This window comes from Pseudomonas sp. CCC3.1 (genome assembly GCF_034347405.1).
Taxonomy (GTDB): Bacteria; Pseudomonadota; Gammaproteobacteria; order Pseudomonadales; family Pseudomonadaceae; genus Aquipseudomonas.
Genome location: NZ_CP133778.1, coordinates 3,124,487 through 3,142,087 on the forward strand (window position 1 = coordinate 3,124,487; position 17,601 = coordinate 3,142,087).

Annotated in this window: 14 protein-coding genes; 2 read left to right on the forward strand and 12 right to left on the reverse strand. The window is 59.0% G+C overall.

What is annotated here, in order from left to right; genetic code table 11:
• Positions 1–9: 9 nt before the first annotated feature.
• Together RHM56_RS13795 and RHM56_RS13800 are read right to left on the reverse strand one after the other, a co-directional pair.
• On the reverse strand, positions 10–948 hold the full coding sequence (locus tag RHM56_RS13795; protein WP_322232953.1) for a branched-chain amino acid ABC transporter permease: 939 nt from the start codon (positions 946–948) through the stop codon (positions 10–12).
• 148 nt (positions 949–1,096) lie between these two features.
• Entirely contained in the window at positions 1,097–2,245 is a 1,149-nt protein-coding gene (locus tag RHM56_RS13800; RefSeq protein WP_322232955.1) for a branched-chain amino acid ABC transporter substrate-binding protein, read from the reverse strand.
• Positions 2,246–2,695: 450 nt separating this feature from the next.
• Here RHM56_RS13800 and RHM56_RS13805 point away from each other — a divergent pair, with 450 nt between their 5' ends.
• Positions 2,696–3,421 (forward strand): FadR/GntR family transcriptional regulator, encoded by a 726-nt coding sequence (locus tag RHM56_RS13805; protein ID WP_322232957.1) that lies wholly within the window; start codon positions 2,696–2,698, stop codon positions 3,419–3,421.
• 24 nt (positions 3,422–3,445) lie between these two features.
• Here the strand turns inward: RHM56_RS13805 and RHM56_RS13810 are convergent, their stop codons facing one another.
• The 9 genes from RHM56_RS13810 to RHM56_RS13850 all read right to left on the reverse strand — a co-directional run bounded on the left by RHM56_RS13810 (position 3,446) and on the right by RHM56_RS13850 (position 15,397).
• Entirely contained in the window at positions 3,446–4,897 is a 1,452-nt protein-coding gene (locus RHM56_RS13810) for an NAD-dependent succinate-semialdehyde dehydrogenase (protein WP_322232959.1), read from the reverse strand.
• A gap of 75 nt (positions 4,898–4,972) precedes the next feature.
• A complete protein-coding gene (locus tag RHM56_RS13815) occupies positions 4,973–6,661 on the reverse strand; it encodes a thiamine pyrophosphate-binding protein (protein WP_322232961.1) in 1,689 nt (562 codons plus the stop codon).
• A gap of 24 nt (positions 6,662–6,685) precedes the next feature.
• Entirely contained in the window at positions 6,686–7,882 is a 1,197-nt protein-coding gene (locus RHM56_RS13820) for an FAD-binding oxidoreductase (protein WP_322232963.1), read from the reverse strand.
• Between the two features lie 33 nt (positions 7,883–7,915).
• The gene (locus tag RHM56_RS13825; protein ID WP_322232965.1) at positions 7,916–8,728 is read right to left on the reverse strand and encodes an NAD(P)-dependent oxidoreductase; all 813 of its coding nucleotides are present in this window, start codon (positions 8,726–8,728) and stop codon (positions 7,916–7,918) included.
• A 35-nt stretch (positions 8,729–8,763) separates the two neighbouring features.
• The gene (locus RHM56_RS13830; RefSeq protein ID WP_322232967.1) at positions 8,764–9,966 is read right to left on the reverse strand and encodes an aminotransferase class I/II-fold pyridoxal phosphate-dependent enzyme; all 1,203 of its coding nucleotides are present in this window, start codon (positions 9,964–9,966) and stop codon (positions 8,764–8,766) included.
• Positions 9,966–11,633 carry a hydantoinase B/oxoprolinase family protein gene (locus RHM56_RS13835; protein ID WP_322232969.1) on the reverse strand — a complete coding sequence of 556 codons (1,668 nt, stop codon included), beginning with the start codon at positions 11,631–11,633 and terminating at the stop codon, positions 9,966–9,968. The genes RHM56_RS13830 and RHM56_RS13835 overlap by 1 nt, the downstream gene beginning before the upstream one ends.
• A gap of 30 nt (positions 11,634–11,663) precedes the next feature.
• A complete protein-coding gene (locus RHM56_RS13840) occupies positions 11,664–13,739 on the reverse strand; it encodes a hydantoinase/oxoprolinase family protein (protein WP_322232971.1) in 2,076 nt (691 codons plus the stop codon).
• Between the two features lie 157 nt (positions 13,740–13,896).
• On the reverse strand, positions 13,897–14,655 hold the full coding sequence (locus RHM56_RS13845; RefSeq protein ID WP_322232973.1) for an SDR family oxidoreductase: 759 nt from the start codon (positions 14,653–14,655) through the stop codon (positions 13,897–13,899).
• Positions 14,648–15,397 (reverse strand): SDR family oxidoreductase, encoded by a 750-nt coding sequence (locus RHM56_RS13850; RefSeq protein ID WP_322232975.1) that lies wholly within the window; start codon positions 15,395–15,397, stop codon positions 14,648–14,650. The genes RHM56_RS13845 and RHM56_RS13850 overlap by 8 nt, the downstream gene beginning before the upstream one ends.
• Positions 15,398–15,489: 92 nt before the next feature.
• Between RHM56_RS13850 and RHM56_RS13855 the strand changes: the two genes are divergently transcribed.
• Entirely contained in the window at positions 15,490–16,089 is a 600-nt protein-coding gene (locus RHM56_RS13855) for a TetR/AcrR family transcriptional regulator (protein ID WP_322232977.1), read from the forward strand.
• Here RHM56_RS13855 and RHM56_RS13860 read toward each other — a convergent pair.
• Positions 16,084–17,565 carry an MFS transporter gene (locus tag RHM56_RS13860; RefSeq protein WP_322232979.1) on the reverse strand — a complete coding sequence of 494 codons (1,482 nt, stop codon included), beginning with the start codon at positions 17,563–17,565 and terminating at the stop codon, positions 16,084–16,086. The two genes, RHM56_RS13855 and RHM56_RS13860, sit on opposite strands and share 6 nt — an antisense overlap.
• Positions 17,566–17,601: the final 36 nt, after the last annotated feature.

Below are 17,601 nucleotides of genomic sequence, written 5' to 3' on the forward strand. Positions count from 1 at the left end.
CACAGCCTCCTAGGCGCGATCGGCCTGACGCTCACCCATCAGGCCGTTCGGCCGTACGAGCAACACCAGAATGAGCACCATGAACGCAAAGATGTCCTGGTAGTTCGCCCCCAGAAAACCGCCGGTCAACTGCCCGGTATAACCCGCCGCGAGGGACTCGATCAGGCCGAGCAGCAAGCCGCCCGCCATCGCCCCGAACAGGTTGCCAATGCCGCCGAGTACCGCCGCGGAAAACGCCTTGAGCCCCAGCAGCAACCCCATGTAGGCATCAGCCTGGCCGTAGTTGACCGCGCGCATCACCCCGGCAATCGCACCCAGCGATGCACCAATCAGAAACGTCGCGGAAATGACCCGGTTAATGTTGATGCCCATCAGGCCTGCGACTTCCTGATTTTGCGCGGTGGCGCGCATGGCCTTGCCCAGCCTGGTTTTATCCACCAGCAGCCAGAGGGCAAACATGATGACCACCGAGATGATCATGATGCTCATCTGAATATTGGTGATGGTCGCGCCGAACACCGCAATCGGTTGGGTTTCAACCACCTCGGGAAACGTCTTGTAGCCCCGGCCCCAGATCATCATTGCCAGGTTTTGCAGAAAGATCGAAATACCGATGGCCAGAATCAGCGGCGTCAGGCGCGGGGCCTTGCGCAATGGTCGATAGGCGAATTTTTCCATCCCCTGGGCCATCAACATGCAGATAATGGCCGCGATCATGATGGCGAACAGCAGAGTCAGTACGCCCGGCGCGAAGCCAAAACCTGCCAGCATGGTCAGCACTGAAATTGTCACCATTGCACCGACCATCACAATCTCGCCGTGGGCGAAGTTGATCAGGCCGATGATGCCGTAAACCATGGTGTAACCCAGAGCAACCAAGGCATAAATACTGCCCAGCACCAGGCCGTTAAGCACCTGTTGCAACAAGATATCGAGATTGGCTTCCACGAGATGGATCCTCAAAGCTGCGTCAAAACCACCCGCTCTTGCCGGTGGCAACAACGCGGTGACATTCAGGGCAGATCAGAAAAAGTTCTTTTTGTTCTGGTCACGGGCCGTACCGGCCCGCTTATAGTTTTTAGGTGTGGCGTGTTGCTTAGTCGCGTTCGATCGACAGGGTTTTCCACTTGCCGCCTTCAAACTGGAAAATCGTTGCCGCGGCATTTTTCAGGTTGCCTGCGTCATCAAAGGCAATGACGCCCGTCACGCCGTCATAGCTGGAGTCTTTGAGCACTGGCAGGTAAACCGCCGGATCGTCGGATTGCGCCTTGACCATCGCCGTGATGGCGGCCCAGGTCGCGTCGTAGGCAGCCGGAGATGACTGCACCACGCCGACGCCGTACTTGTCCTTGAGCTTCTTCTCGAAGGCCACGCCACGCGGCAGGTCTTGCAACGGTGTGCCGTAGTTCCAGGCGTAAGTGCCTTCGGCAGCACTGCCAGCCATCTTCTTGAACTCATCATTTGGCAGGTTGCCGATGTTCATGTACTTGGCCTTGATGCCCAGGTTCTTCATCTGCTTGGCCATGGGCGCAGCCTGATAATCCAGTGCAGCAAAGAACACGGCATCCGCCTGTTTGGCTTTGGCAGTGGTCAGAATCGCGTTGAAATCAGTGGCCTTGTCGTTGGTGTATTCACGCACCACCACGTTGCCGCCTGCCGCCTTCACCGCCTTGTTTACTTCATCGGCCAACCCTTGGCCATACGCGGTACGGTCATCAAAGATGGCGATGCGCTGGGCGCCCAGTTTGTTGACCAGGTAGTTGCCCGCGTAACGACCCAAGGTCGCGTCATCGTTGACCACGCGGAACACCGACTTGATGCCCTGCTGGGTCAAGGCCGGGTTGGTGGCTGAAGGCGAGATTTGCGGAATGCCGGCGGCGGCATAAATCTTGGAAGCAGGAATGCTGGTGCCTGAGTTGTAGTGACCGATTACCACGGCCACCTTGGCATCCACCAGACGCTGAGCGACGGCGGTGCCAGTGCGTGGGTCGGCCACATCGTCTTCGGACACCAGCTTGAATTCGGCGACTTTGTCCCCAATTTTCAATTTCTGCTGGTTGGCTTCTTCGATAGCGATACTGACCCCGTGCTCAACGTCCAGGCCTTGGTGCCCGGACGGCCCGGTCAATGGCCCGGCAAAGCCGATGCGAACCACTTCGGTGTCGGCGGCGCTAGCCACGCCAACACTCAATACGGTGGCCATGGCAGCAGCGAGTGCTGTGAAAATCAGGTTGTTTTTATGCATATACCCCTCCCAGAAATCATCGGATAAAACGAATTGAGCACGTTGGCGTGCAAGTCTTCTATTCCACTTCTGGGCCCTGTCACGGCAACCAGAGGTTATTCGGGACACTCTCACTGCAGTAGGCGGCCCCCTAAGCGACCGCACTTGTAAGATAACAGTCAGCAGGCAACTGTCAATGGGTGTATGCTTGACCGTAACAAAAAGGCACTGAAGTTTTTTAACCACCGTAAAAACGCACAAAACTGAGGCACAAACGCTGGTCTAGAATTGAGCCAGCACCATAGGAGGTCAGTTGTTTGATAACATACCGGTCATCCGACAAAGCTTAAAACAGACACTGCTGGCAATAAAAAATGAGGCTTTGCAACTTATCTGACGAAGCCCGATCAGCTATTAAACGACTCACTATTCATCTTCCGTGATGAGCACTCAGATTCAGGAGTTACATAAATGGACGCGACACCTGGGACCCGCAGGGGCAATCTTGCAGAAACGGTTATCCGTGAGCTGTCTAATCGCATTGACGTGGGCACTTACCGGCCAGGCGAAAAACTGCCTTCCGAGCAAGAGCTGTGCAAAGAATTCGGGGTCAGCCGCCCGGTGGTTCGCGAGGCTGTCGCTTCATTACGCCTGGGTGGACGCCTGATCGCACGCCAGGGCGTCGGGGTGTTTGTGGTTGAGCAGGACGTGAAGCGCATTGGCTACGCCCTCAGCACGGCGGTCGATGATGTGCGCGCAGCAGCGCAAATTCTGGAACTGCGCCTGGGTATTGAAACCGAATCCGTGGCGCGTGCCGCCGAACGCCGCAGCCCGACCAGCATGGCCGACATTACCCAGGCCTTTGATCGCTTCAACGCACTGGACGGCACCGACCTGGAAGAAGAAGCCAAAGCCGATTTCGAATTCCACCTGGCCATTGCCCGTGCCACCAACAACCCGCACTTCACCCAGTTGCTAGAAGCATTGGGCCCGGACATCATTTTCGACCTGCACCTCAAGCACGGCCAATCCACCGGCAAAAGCCGTCAGGCGCACATCAAGAAGATTGGCCGCGAACACGGGGCAATCTTGTCAGCGATCACCATGGGCGACGTCAGCGCAGCCCGCAGTGCGCTGCGCAAACATCTGGAAGAAAGCCTTTCGCGCTATCAGCGTCTGGTACAGAGCGGAGAGTAATCTCCGCCCTGCTGTTTCACTGCATTAGCCAAGCCCCAGGCACACGTATTTGATTTCAACGTAATCCTCGATGCCGTAGCGCGACCCTTCACGCCCCAGCCCAGAGGATTTAACCCCGCCAAACGGCGCCACTTCTGTGGCCAGCACGCCCACATTGACCCCGACCATGCCGTATTCCAGGGCTTCGGACACTCGCCACACCCGACCAATATCGCGTGCATACAGGTAACAGGCCAGGCCGAACTCCGTGGCATTTGCCTCGCGGATAACCTCTTCTTCCGTGTGAAAGCGGAACAACGGCGCAACCGGGCCAAAGATCTCTTCCTGGGCCACACGCATCTGCGAAGTCACATCGGCCAACAGCGTCGGCTCATAAAAGGCGCCGCCCAATGCATGGCGCTTGCCACCCGCAATGACGCGGGCACCGGCCGCTTGCGCCTGTGCGACCAGCGCCTCAACGCCTGCCACAGCCTTGCCGTCAATCATCGGCCCCACGTGCGTATCGATTTGCGTGCCTTCGCCCACTACCAACTGCGCCACGCGCGCAGCGAATTTGTCCACAAATTGATCGTAAACACCGTCCTGAATGTAAAAGCGGTTGGCGCAGACGCAGGTTTGCCCGGAGTTGCGGAATTTGGCGATCAACGCGCCCTCGACAGCGGCATCGATGTCCGCATCATCGAACACAATAAACGGCGCATTACCGCCCAGTTCCATGGTGACTTTCTTGACAGTCGCGGCGCACTGTTCCAGCAACTTGATGCCAATCGGTGTCGACCCGGTGAAGGACAACTTACGCACCAGCGGATTGGCCGTCAGCTCGCCACCAATCGCCCCGGAATCCCCTGTGACCACGCTAAGCACCCCGCGCGGAATCCCGGCACGCTCAGCCAGCACGCACAGCGCCAGCGCGCTCAATGGCGTTTGCGAGGCAGGCTTGAGCACCAGCGTGCAACCCGCCGCCAAGGCTGGCGCGGCCTTGCGAGTGATCATCGCAGCCGGGAAGTTCCACGGCGTAATCGCTGCACATACACCAATCGGCTCCTTGGTGACGATCAGTCGACGCCCCGCCTGTGGCGACGGGATCACATCGCCGTAAATGCGCTTGCCCTCTTCTGCGTACCACTCGACATAAGCCGCAGCAAAAGCAATTTCACCTCGGGCTTCAGCCAGTGGCTTGCCTTGCTCGGCGGTCATGATCTGCGCCAGATCTTCTTGATGCGCCATGATTTCGCGGAACCAGGCCTGCAAGCGAGCCGCCCGCTCTTTGGCCGTCAGCGCTCGCCACACCGGCAATGCAGCCTGCGCAGCGTCAATCGCGCGACGGGTTTCAGCGGTGCCCATACGGGGTACGCGGCCGATTATTTCACCGGTCGCCGGGTTGGTGACGTCAAGGGTCTGTTGGCTGTCAGCCGCCAGCCAAGCGCCATCGATATAGCAAAGTTCACGCAGCAGTGCAGGATCGGCAAGTCTCATGATGAGGTGCTCGTGTCTAAATAAAAGGCGAAAAAAAGGCGGGACGATCACTCTGTCCCGCCCCAGGTGAATGAATCAGCGCGAAGCGAGGGCTTTTTCGCGGATCTGGCTCAAGGTCATGCGCGGGGTCAGTGCCTCCGGATCGACCTGGATCTCGATCAGCGCAGGCTTGCCCGACGCCACACAACGCTCGAACGCCGCACTGAACTGCTCAGTCGCCACCACGGTTTCACTGTAAAAGCCGAACGATTTGGCAAACAGGGCGAAGTCCGGGTTATGCAACTCAGTACCCGAAACACGCCCCGGATACGTACGCTCCTGGTGCATGCGGATCGTGCCGTACATGCCGTTGTTGACCACGATCACGATCAGCCGCGCATCGTAGTTGGCCGCCGTCGCCAGCTCCTGACCGTTCATGAGGAAGCAACCGTCACCGGCAAACGCCACCACTGTGCGCTCCGGCGCAGTAATTTTTGCCGCTACCGCCGCGGGTACGCCATAGCCCATGGAGCCGTTGGTGGGGCCAAGCAAGGTGCGAAACGCGCGATGCTGATAGCCACGGTGCACCCAACCGGTGTAGTTACCAGCGCCGCAGGTAATGATGCTGTCATGCGGCAGACGCTCATTCAGCCAAGCGATAACCTCGCTCATTTGCACCGGACCCGGCGAAGGTGGGCAATCAAAATTGGCCCGATATCCGCGATTAAGCTGCGCGGTCCAATCCGCCAGACCTTGCGCATTGACTGCTGGCAACTGCGCCAACTGTGCGGCGAAGGTTTTCATCCCGGCGTTGATTGCCAGCGTCGGCTGGTAGACGCGGCCTAGCTCTTCGATGCCCGGATGCACGTGCACCAGCTTTTGCTTGGGCACCGGGATATTGACCAGCGCATAACCGCCCGTGGTCATCTCGCCCAAGCGGGCGCCAATCACAATCAGCAAATCGGCGTTTTTAACCGCTTCAACCAACTCCGGGCCAGCGGCCAATCCCAAATCACCGGCGTAGTTAGGCAATGTGTTATCGAACAGATCCTGACAACGAAACGACGCTGCCACCGGCACGTTCTGGCGCTCAATAAAAGTGCGAATATCGTTGACGGCCTGAGCGCTCCAGCCGCCACCCCCCAGCACCACCAGCGGGCGCTGCGCTTGGCCGATCAGGCTTTGCAACTGCTCCAGCGACGCCTGGGAAGCCGCCGGCTCGATGGATTGGGCCGGGCCTGCATCAGCCACTGTCACCACATCCGTCAGCATGTCTTCCGGCAACGCCACCACCACCGGCCCCGGCCGGCCATTGGTGGCGCGGTGAAAGGCCTGACTGAGCAGCTCCGGCAAACGCGCCGCGTCATCCACCTCGACCACCCACTTGGCCATCTGACCGTACATGCGTCGATAGTCGATTTCCTGAAACGCCTCGCGCTCCACCTGATCGCGGGCCACCTGACCGATAAACAGGATCATCGGCGTCGAGTCCTGGAAGGCCGTGTGCACGCCGACCGACGCATTGGTTGCCCCCGGCCCACGGGTCACAAAGCAGATCCCCGGCTTGCCGGTCAGCTTGCCGTAGGCCTCAGCCATGTAGGCTGCGCCCCCCTCCTGGCGACACACAATCAGCTCAATATCATCTTGTGCGTCATGCAACGCATCGAGCACTGCCAGGTAGCTTTCGCCGGGCACGCAAAATGCGCGCTCAACGCCATTGATGCGCAAGGCATCCACCAGTACCTGACCGCCTGTGCGGGCTGCTGTGGCATTGTTATTAGTCATTTTGCTCTCCATCAGGCCACACGATCAGATGACCGAGTCTTCCAAAAAGGGACGATTTTCAACCACACGCTCGTACGACAGCGCACTCAGGTCCAGGCTGCGGTACTCGCCGTAAGTAATCAGTTCACTCAGGCCGCGACCGACAGCGGGCGCCTGTTGCAGGCCGTGACCACTGAAACCATTACAGAACAGAAAATTGCGCACTTCATTGTGCGGACCCACGATTGCGTTGTGGTCCAGCACGCAAAAGTCGTAGTGCCCCGCCCACGAGTTGACCACCTTGATCGCCTCGAACGCCGGTACGCGCTCAGCCAGAATCGGCCACACCTCTTCCTCAAACTCGTCGTGCAGCACGTCGAAGTCCTCGTAGTCGACTTCGGGGTCGACCTTGGGGTACGTCCCGCCCAGATACAGATGGCCTTCGGGGCGAAAGAACACCCCGGTCGGGTCGATGGTCAACGGCACTACACCCGGCAACGGCGTATGGCAATCGAAGACAAACAGCGAGCGCCGACGTGGCTCAACCGGAATCTGCAGCCCGGCCAGGCGCGCGATTTTCGGGCCGCGGGTGCCCGCGGTATTCACCAGCGTGTCGCAGCCGATGCGCTCGCCACTGGCCAGCCGCACACCGGTAACCACATCGCCCTGGCGCAGCACCTCGACCACTTCGTTCTCGATGTACTCGACCCCTAGCGAACGGGCCTTTTTGCGAAAGCCGTTCATGATCCCGTAGTTATCGAACCAGCCTTCATCCTTCTCGCCATAGGTGCCGCCAGCCAGGCTGTCCGGGTTAACCCAAGGGAAGCGCTTGATCAGTGCTTCAGTGTCCATCAGGGTCACATCGGCGCCGTTGTCCAGTTGGGTCTGATGCAAACGCTTGAGCACGTCAAAGCCCTTCTGATCCGCCAGAAACAGGTAACCGTTCTCCTTGAAGGCCAGGTCTGGCTGATCGCCGTTAACCTCCATCAATTGCGGGAAATCACGGATGAACTGCGCGCCGAAACGGGAAATCTGAATGTTGATCGGATTGGAAAACTGCACCCGTATCGAGCTGCTGGACAAGGCCGTCGCTGACTGCGCATACGTCCAGTCGCGTTCGATCACCAGCACCGACCCGGTAAAGTCCGGGTTATTGGCCAGAAAATAGGCCGTGGCACTGCCATTGACGGCACCGCCGACGATGACCACATCGTAATGTTGCTTTGTCGCTGTCGAAGCCATAGCGCGGACCTCTGAGAATTCGATAAGTAGGCGTTATTTCGGATCTTCGAAATGCCCGGCACCGGCGAAATTGCCGCCGTGGTAACGCGCCGCGGGCTCGTTCGGGTCCATGGGCGGGAATTTCGCCTCAACGCTCTCGCGATAATCATCGGCGCTGTCCTTGGCCACATAACCGATCGAGGACGCTGCGCGGTTGTCCCACAGCGACTCGCGGTTGGCAGACATGCCATACACAATCATGTGCCCGACACGAGGGGCCAGCAGCGAACGCTCGACAAGCTGGGCAAAGTCACCAAACGACAGCCAGGTCGCCAGCATGCGACGGTCCAATGGCTCTTCAAATGAAGAACCAATGCGCAGATTCACTGACTCGATGCCGAACTTGTCCCAGTAATAGCGGCCCAGGTCTTCGGCAAAACACTTGCTCAGGCCGTACAGCGAATCCGGTCGGTGCGCCACACTGGCGTCGATGGTTTCGGTGCGGTCGTAAAAACCGATGGCGTGGTTGGAACTGGTGTAGATCACCCGCTTGACGCCCTTCTGCCGGGCCGCTTCGTAGATGTTGTACGTACCGACAATGTTGCCGTTGAGGATCAGCTCAAAGGTGTTTTCCAGCGGCACACCCCCGGCATGGATGATCGCGTCAACACCCTCGGCCAGCGGCAGCACATCGGCAAAATTGGCCAGGTCGCAACGCACCAGTTCTTCATGGGGTGCCGCCTCACCCATGTCAGCGATGTCGGTCAGGCGAATAACATCGGCAAAAGCCTGCATCTCGGCGCGCAATACGCGGCCCAGACGGCCCGCAGCACCGGTAATCAACAATCGTTTGAAAGGCTTGCTCATCAGGAAATTCTCGTAATAGTCAGTGGGCGCAGCATTTACACCAGCAAAGCCAGTGCATCGCGCATCTGCACCACGGCTTGCTCAAGTTGCTGACGCGATGTGGCGAACGACAGACGAATATAGGGTTCTAGGCCAAACGCAGACCCTGGCACCGTCGCGACCTTGCCCACACGCAACAAGTAGTTGGCCAAGTCGGTATCGGTCTCGATCACTTGCCCGTCCGGGGTGCGCTTGCCCATAAAGGCCGCGCATTTGGGGAAGGCATAGAACGCCCCTTCCGGCATCTGCAACTCTAGCCCCTCAATGGCCGCCAGCCCTTCGACGACCAAGGCGCCGCGTGCCTGATACTCACGATTGGCGTCGCGGACAAAGTCTTGCGGGCCATTCAGGGCAGCTGCCGCCGCCAACTGCGAGATTGCTGAAGGGCAAGTGGTGGTCTGCGACTGGGTTTTGTTCATCGCCACAATCAGCTCTTTTGGCCCTGCTGCGTAGCCCAGACGGTAGCCCGTCATGGCATAGGCTTTGGACACGCCATTGATCAGCAGCGTGCGCTCACGCAACTCAGGGCAGGCGATGACGAACGGGACAAAGGGCTTGTCGCCAAGAATGATGTGTTCGTAAATCTCATCGGAGATCACCAGCACGCGCGGGTGTTTTTGCAGCACCGCGCCCAACGCCGCAAACTCCTCACGGCTATAGATCGCCCCGCACGGGTTGTTCGGGGAATTGAGCATCAACCAGCGCGTCTTCGGGGTTATCGCCGCCTCAAGCCGGGCCGCATCGAGCTTGAAGCCATGCTCGGAACCACAAGGAATAACCCGTGGCACACCGCCGTTGAGCAGCACCATGTCGGTGTAGGAGACCCAATACGGCGCAGGCGTGATGACTTCATCGCCCGGCTCCAGGGTCGCCAGAAAGGCGTTGTACAGCAGCTGCTTGGCGCCATTGGCCACACAGATTTCATCCAGACCATAGTGCAAGTCGTTTTCACGCGAGAACTTGTCAACGATGGCCTGGCGCAGCACCTCGTAGCCATTCGGCGCGGTGTAATGGTTATGGCCGTCCAGCATGGCTTGATGAGCCGCCTCGATGACATGCGCCGGGGTGTTGAAGTCTGGCTCGCCAAGGCTCAGGTTGATGACCGGCTCGCCTTGCGCCAGCATCTTTTTGGCCAACACCGACACCGCCATGCTCGGCGAGCTTTTTACGCTGCGAACCCGCGAACTTTGAAATTCCATTATTTGCCCCCCTGCCCGGCGTCATAGCCGTAGTCGTCACGCGCCTGTTCGGCACTGATGTAGCCAAAACGCAAATCGCGCTCCACCTCTGCCCGAGGCCGCTGACGCGGGTCGCCGTAACCGCCACCGCCTGGCAAGCTGAGCAACAGACGCCTGTCAGCGGGCACAAACTGCTGCCCCTTGCCACGCAATACAGTGCCGTCGTCCAGGCCGACATACCCCTTGGCGCCCTCTTTGCCACCTTCAAGGCCGCGCGCCGGGTACAGAATCCGATCGAACATCGCGCTGAAACGGAACGAGTAACCCTCGGCCGCCGAGACTTCGATCTCTTGCCCCAGACCACCGCGCAATTGCCCGGCACCGCCGGAGCCGTTGCGCAGCTCTTTGCGCCAGACGATGACCGGGCCTGCGTGCTCAGTGGCCTCAACCGGCATGGTGTGCACACCACTCGGAAATGCGGTGGCGCTCAGGCCGTCCTTGGCCGAACGGGCGCCCATGCCCCCACTGTTGAACATCAGCATCTCGGCATTGCGCCCCTGCGGATTGCTCTCCAGCGGGCGAACGCTCAAATGCAGGTTCCACAGTGCGCTGGCCCCTTCAGCCGGAACCTGGCCATGCAGGCATTTGTGCAGCGCGCCGAGCACCAGATCCGGCACAAAATGACCGAGCACATGACGCACCGAAACCGGGGCCGGGTGCTTGGCATTCAGAATGCAGCCCTCGGGCGCCACAACTTCAAACGGTTCCAGCGAGGCCGAGTTGTTAGGGATCTCGGGGGCGATGATGCATTTGAGGCCATAGCAGGCGTACGCCTTGGCGTACCCCAGCGGCACGTTGATGCCGAACTGGCTCATGCCGGAGGTGCCATTGAAGTCGGTCAAAATGCCGTCTGGCCCGACAGTCAATGTCACCGACAAGGTCACGGGAACGTCATAGCCGTCCAGGGTCATGCTGTTCTGGTAGGTGCCATGCGGCAGTGACTTGAAGCACTCCAGCGTGGCCCGGCGGCTGTGCTCCAGAATGAATCCGCCGATGTGCTCCAGATCGTCCAGGCGGAACTCTTCGAGCATGCTCAGCAAGCGCTTGTGACCGGTTTCGTTGCAGGCAGACAGCGCATAAAAATCGCCGACCACCCGATCATTCTCACGCACGTTGTTGCGCAAAATGTTGATCAGGTCGCGATTGACCTGACCCCGCTCAAACAGCTTCATGATTGGAATAAACAGGCCTTCTTCGTAGACCTCACGCGCATCCGGGCCAAAACCACGACCACCAATGTCCACCACGTGCGCGGTGCTGGCGAAATAGCCGATCAACTGGCCTTTGTAGAACGAGGGCGAAACGATGGTGATGTCGTGCAAGTGCCCGGTGCCCTTCCACGGGTCATTGGTCACGTACACATCGCCTTCGAAAATATTCTCGGGGCCGATGTCTTTGATGAAATGCACCACGGCCTCAGCCATGGTGTTGACGTGCCCCGGCGTGCCGGTGACGGCCTGCGCCAGCATGTTGCCAGCCCGGTCGAACACCCCGGCAGACAAGTCGCCCGCCTCACGCACACTGGTCGAAAACGCCGTGCGGATCAGGGTCAGGGCCTGCTCTTCAACCACCGAAATCAGGCGATTCCACATCACCTGCATTTGAATATCGATCAAGGTATCGCTCATTGGAAAAATCGCCTTCTATGCAAGTGAGGCTTAACGCCGGACGACCAGCAGGCAGCCATCTGGCTGAACCGTGGCCGTGAAGGAGGACGACACAAAGGTCGACGTTTCGCGCTCGGCAATGATTGCCGGGCCGTCGATACGCGCCCCCGATTGCAGGGTTTCGCGCTGGTAGATGCCCGCATCGACAAAGCCGCCAATCACCACGTCAAAAACCTCGCGCCGAGCGACTTCCTGGGCACGGTGTGAAGCCTTGACCTGCTCCACCTCATCCACCGGCAGCAAAGGCGAACTGGCCTTGACTGACCAACTGACAATCTCGATGTCCGGCCCTTCAATCGGACGGCCGAAGAACACGGTGTAGGCCGCTTCAAACAGGGTTTTGAATTGCGCAGTGTCAGCGTTGCTGAACGGTTTGAACGGCAAGGCCACCGGAATCTCCCAGCCCTGACCGACGTAACGCATAAACGCCGTGCATTCCAGTTCCGGCTCGCCTTCAGGCATGCCTTGACGCAAGAAGCTGATCGCCTCGGCCTGCATGTCGTCAATCAGTGCATTGACCTGCGGCGCAGCAAACTCGGACAACCTGACAAAGGCGCTGCGCACTGCTTCGTAACCAAACGGCGCACGCAGGAAGCCAATGGCTGAACCAACCCCGGCACCGGCGGGCACCAGAAAGCGCGAAACACCCATTTTTTCGCACAGCCGCGCCGCGTGCAGCGGACCGCCGCCACCGAAGGTGATCATGGTGTATTCGCTAATATCCTTGCCGCTTTCAACCGCATGCACGCGGCCCGCATTGGCCATGTTTTCGTCGACCACTTCACAGATGCCATAGGCAGCGGTGACCGCATCCATGTTCAGCGGCTGCGCAATGGCACGCGCTGTGGCCGAGGTGGCCGCGTCTGTCGACAGGCGCATGGCGCCACCGGCAAAGTTGTCCGGATCAAGACGCCCCAGCAGCAGGTTGGCATCGGTAATGGTCGGTTGCTGACCACCACGCCCGTAACACGCGGGGCCCGGCTCGGAGCCTGCGCTGTGTGGGCCAACGCGAATCTGGCGCATGCTGTCAATGCTCGCAATCGAACCACCGCCAGCACCAATTTCGACCATCTCCACCACTGGGATCGAGATCGGCATGCCGCTGCCTTTCTTGAAGCGCCAGGTGCGCGCTACTTCGAATGTTTTGGCGGTTTTAGGGACTTGGTTTTCGATCAGGCAAATTTTCGCTGTGGTGCCGCCCATGTCGAACGAGACCACCGAATCCAGGGCATATTTACGAGCTATATCGGCAGCAAAAATTGCTCCACCCGCAGGCCCCGACTCCACCAGCCGCACCGGAAACTCAGCCGCGCTCTGCACTGAAATAATCCCGCCGCCGGAGTGAATCATAAACACCGGGCAGTTGGCGCCGGACGCTTTGAGCGTAACCACCAATCGGTCCAGATAGGACTTGATCAGCGGTTTGACATAGGCGTTGGCGCACACCGTGTTGAAACGCTCGAACTCGCGCATTTGCGGCGATACTTCGCTGGAAATCGAGATCGACACCGTCGGCAGTCGGCTCTGCAACGCATCACGCAGCAGGCGCTCATGTGCGCCATTCACGTAGCTGTGAATAAAGCCCACCGCGATGCTTTCGTAGCCACCCTCGGCCACGTGCTCCACCAGCGCGTCGATGTCGGCTTGTTGCGGGGCGATCAGCACCTCGCCGCGGACATTCAAACGCTCGCGCAGGGTGTAACGATGTTCGCGCTCGATCAGCGGTGGCGGCAGGGTGATGTTGATGTCGTATTGTTCGAAGCGGTTTTCGGTGCGCATTTCCAGCGTGTCACGAAACCCTTCAGTGGTAATAAAAGCGGTCTTGGCCCCACGTCGCTCAATGAGCGCATTGGTGGCCAGCGTGGTGCCGTGGATCAACTGCTCAATGTCCGATAACTGTAGCCCTGCAGCCTCCAGAACGGTTTTCACACCCGTGAGAATGGCGCGCTCTGGCAGCTCATAGTCAGTAAGGATTTTGGTTGAGTGCAACACCCCGCCTGCGTCCAGCGCGATATCGGTAAAGGTCCCACCTATGTCCACGCCGACCCGGCATGAAGTAGCAGTCATCGTCGTATCCCCTGAAATTCCTGATCTCATGACAAGAGGCATTCAAGCCCGCTTGAAATGTAAGTTATAAGTTGTCTTACAGGCAGTCAAGCACTGTCACACGGCTTTTTGATTCTTTTCGGGGATTGCCGGGGCTTGTGAGATCCCGGCAATGTCATCACCCCAGTGTCTTGACCATGCGCGAGCCGCCCACGGCCTGGGCGGTCGGGAACACTTCGAGACGCGACACATCGACCTGCTGCGGCAAGCTCAAGGCCGCCAGCAATAAAGTGGCAATGTCCTGCGGCTGGATCGACTCATAGCCGTCGTACAGCTCGCTGCCTGCGGCCTGCATGCCCATGGCGGTCTTGTACAACTGGGTCTGCACCCGGCCCGGGGCAATTTCAGTGACACGCACCCCGCTGCCGAGCAAATCACAGCGCAGCGCATCACAAAACAGACTGATACCGGCCTTGGACGCGCCATACACCGCTGCGCCCGGATGCGGCGCTCGACCCGCACTGGAACCGATAAAGAACAGATGACCATGCCCGCGCTCGATCATCCCCGGCAGCACCTGCCGCGTCAGATGCAAAGGCGCCTTGAGGTTGATATCGAACATGTTGTCGATTTCAGTCGGGTCCATCTCTTGAAAAGAGGCGCGGGTAGACAGGACACCGGCGTTATTGACCAGCACATCCACCGGGTAACGCGCCAGCACATCGGCGTACTCATTGATCTGCCGCACATCGGCCTCGACCACGATCACGCCCTGCTCTTCACGCAATTGGGCCAGCGCCTCAGGGTTGCGACCGACCGCGATCACCTGCAACCCGGCATCGCGCAGTGCCAGCACCACCGCTTTGCCGATCCCGCTGGTGGCACCCGTGACCAGCGCACAACGATAACGGGCGGCAATCGACACTGAATCAGGCATAGATATAGCCCCCGCTGACAATCACGTTTTCGCCGGTGGCATAGCTATTGCGGCTACTGCCCATCATCACGATCCACTCGGCTATTTCGGCAGGTTCAGCAGCGCGACCCAGCGGGTTGGCAGCCGCCAGTTCACCGAGAAAACCCAGTTGCTTGGCGCGCTCGGTGGCAAAACCGGCCGGGGCCACCGAGTTGACCAGAATCTGGTCTTTGGCACAGGCCTGGGCGAAGGACTTGGTCAGGCTGACGACCGCCGCCTTGGTCGCGGCGTAGTGGGCGTTTTGTGGGTGGGCCTTGAAGGCATCCACCGAGGTCACATTGACGATGCGACCGGTCACTGCCGGCGCTGCCACGTAGGCCTGCATGTGCTTCACCGCCGCGACCATCATGTGATAGGTGCCTTTGATGTTGACGGCGTTTTCCAGGTCCCACTCTTCGTCGCTGATCTCGAAAATGTCTTGTCTGGGATAAATCGCGGCACTGTTCACCAGGCAATCGACACGACCCAAGGCATCGACAATCTGCTGGAAAGCAGCATGTGCCGAGGCTTGACGGGAAATATCGCCGACCGCCGTGGCCACTTCACACCCCTCGGCGCGAAGCAGTTCGGCTGCCGCCGCCATCAACGGCTCGTTTCTATCGATAATGCCAATCTTTGCGGCCCCGCGTTTACGCATCAGCTTGGCTGTTTCCAACCCCAAACCCGAAGCACCACCGACGATTACAACCGTTTGCCCGTCCATCAAACACCTCCACGATTAGTCTTTACGTAAGATGCCTGTTGTCTTACATTTGGTCAAATTCAATTTGCCCGACACGGGTACAGGACAGCACCATGCCAGCCGCCCTCCTCGCGACAAAATCTGTTCCCGGCACGGTGCGCGACCGCTTGCTGGATGTGGCCCTGGAATTGTTTGCGACGCGGGGTTATCAGGCGATTGGCCTGCGTGATCTGGCCGCGCGGGTGGGGTTGCATGCGGGCTCGCTGTACGCCCACTTCGAAAACAAACAGTGCGTGCTGTTCGAGTTGATCGAGGGCGCCCTGTGCGACCTGCTGGCCGACACCAAACGCCGCATGCGCGGTGCAAGCAGCCAGCGCGAACGTCTGCATCGATTCGTCCACGCGTTTGTCACCTTCAACCTTGCCGAAAAACATCGTCTGCTGCTGGTCACCCGGGAATTCATCAACCTGAATGACCAGCAACAGCAAGAAATCAACCAACTACAAAGCCATTACGCGGCCTTGCTCAACAGCATTATTTCGGCCGAATACGCCAACAATGCGCACACCACGCTGATTACCGAAGCGGTGATCGGCATGCTTTTCGGCCAGTCGCAATGGCGCAGCATCGACGTGACGGAGCGTTATCTGGCCGACACCCTGACTTCGTTCGTCATGGGCATGATCACCACCGAGCAGCCCAAACACTCATGAGTTGCGCTTGCCCTGCCAAAAGATCCAGCCACTCACCGCCATCAACACCCAAGCAGCAATCGCGCCATACACCATCACCCAGCCAAATCCGTGCGCCAATGCAGCGCCCTGCCCCGCTGCGCTCAGGTTTCCCGCCGAAATACTCTGCGCCAGCGATCTCAGTTGCTCTTCATCGACCACGCCGGGCATCTGGCTGCGCAGAGAGGACAGCGTGCCTTGCACCAGAATGAAGCCCATCAGCGCGATATTGATGGCCAGGCTGATCATGCGTGCGCTGATGTCGATACCCGACGCCATGCCCGAGCGTTCACTGGACACCGAGCCGGTGGTGGTATTCGTCACCGGCGTGTTGGTCAGCCCTAACCCGGCCCCTGCCAGCACACAACCGGCCAGCATGCTCAACCAACTGGCCTGCTCGACGCTACTCCCCCATTTCATCAACATAAAACCCAACCCAATGGTGAACAATCCGGCAGGAATCACCACGTCCGCCCGATAGCGCAACGCCAGACGCTCGCCTAACGGCGGGACCACCAGGGTCGGTAGCGTGTAGGCCAGTAACGCCAGACCGGTGCCAACACTGCCGTAACCCAGGCTGTTCTGAAAGTACAACGGCAGGTAAATCATGAAGGGCCAGAAACTGAAATTCATCGCAGCTGCGCCAATCAAGGCGCCCGAGAAACGACGAATACGCAGCACCGAAAAGTCGAACATTGGATCGACGCCACGCCGTTGCGAGACCACAAAAACGCTAAAACTGACGACCGCCACCAACAGGCTGAACAGCACTTTGCGGGTAGTAAAACCCGTTGCAGCGCCTTGGGTCAGAAACCACGAAAGCCCCAACACCGCCAATGACAGCGACGTAATCCCCAGCACATCAAGGCGTCGACGTTGCGGGTCTTTTGACTCATCGATCCCGACAATCACCAGTCCCAGCGCCAGTACGGAAATCGGCGCATGCACCAAAAACACCCATTCCCAACTCGACACCGTCACGATGGCCGCACCGATAATCGGCCCGAAACCCAGGCCAATGCCGAACACAATCCCCCAAGCACTAAATGCCTTTCCCCGGGCTGCCGCTGATTGGAACCTGTGTGACAACACGGCCACCTGGCAGATCAACATCGCCCCCGCTGCCATGCCTTGCAAAAATCGACTGACAATCAACACGTCATTGTTTTGTGCAAGGCCGCAACTCAACGAGGTCATGCCGAACAACACCAGACTGATCATGAACACCCGCTTGCGCCCATAGCGGTCCGCCAGCGTGCCGATGGCCATTAGCACCATGGTGCAGGCGATGGTGTAGGCATTCATGATCCATTGCAGATCGTTGAAATTACTGTGCAACACCGCCTCAAGGGTCGGCAGGATGGCGGGCACGCTGGACACTTCCAAGCCAAACATCAGCGCGGCTATGCACACGGCTGCGAGGGTAAACACATCTTTTTGTGACGACGAAAACGGCATCAAGATCTTCCAGATCAAAGGGATGGGCTAGCGCCT

Excerpts from the sequence above, each read along its gene's own strand:
- RHM56_RS13800 (WP_322232955.1), bottom strand. The coding sequence starts at position 2,245 with ATGCATAAAAACAACCTGATTTTCACAGCACTCGCTGCTGCCATGGCC.
- RHM56_RS13805 (WP_322232957.1), top strand. The coding sequence starts at position 2,696 with ATGGACGCGACACCTGGGACCCGCAGGGGCAATCTTGCAGAAACGGTT.
- RHM56_RS13810 (WP_322232959.1), bottom strand. The coding sequence starts at position 4,897 with ATGAGACTTGCCGATCCTGCACTGCTGCGTGAACTTTGCTATATCGAT.
- RHM56_RS13815 (WP_322232961.1), bottom strand. The coding sequence starts at position 6,661 with ATGACTAATAACAATGCCACAGCAGCCCGCACAGGCGGTCAGGTACTG.
- RHM56_RS13820 (WP_322232963.1), bottom strand. The coding sequence starts at position 7,882 with ATGGCTTCGACAGCGACAAAGCAACATTACGATGTGGTCATCGTCGGC.
- RHM56_RS13825 (WP_322232965.1), bottom strand. The coding sequence starts at position 8,728 with ATGAGCAAGCCTTTCAAACGATTGTTGATTACCGGTGCTGCGGGCCGT.
- RHM56_RS13830 (WP_322232967.1), bottom strand. The coding sequence starts at position 9,966 with ATGGAATTTCAAAGTTCGCGGGTTCGCAGCGTAAAAAGCTCGCCGAGC.
- RHM56_RS13835 (WP_322232969.1), bottom strand. The coding sequence starts at position 11,633 with ATGAGCGATACCTTGATCGATATTCAAATGCAGGTGATGTGGAATCGC.
- RHM56_RS13840 (WP_322232971.1), bottom strand. The coding sequence starts at position 13,739 with ATGACTGCTACTTCATGCCGGGTCGGCGTGGACATAGGTGGGACCTTT.
- RHM56_RS13845 (WP_322232973.1), bottom strand. The coding sequence starts at position 14,655 with ATGCCTGATTCAGTGTCGATTGCCGCCCGTTATCGTTGTGCGCTGGTC.
- RHM56_RS13850 (WP_322232975.1), bottom strand. The coding sequence starts at position 15,397 with ATGGACGGGCAAACGGTTGTAATCGTCGGTGGTGCTTCGGGTTTGGGG.
- RHM56_RS13855 (WP_322232977.1), top strand. The coding sequence starts at position 15,490 with ATGCCAGCCGCCCTCCTCGCGACAAAATCTGTTCCCGGCACGGTGCGC.
- RHM56_RS13860 (WP_322232979.1), bottom strand. The coding sequence starts at position 17,565 with ATGCCGTTTTCGTCGTCACAAAAAGATGTGTTTACCCTCGCAGCCGTG.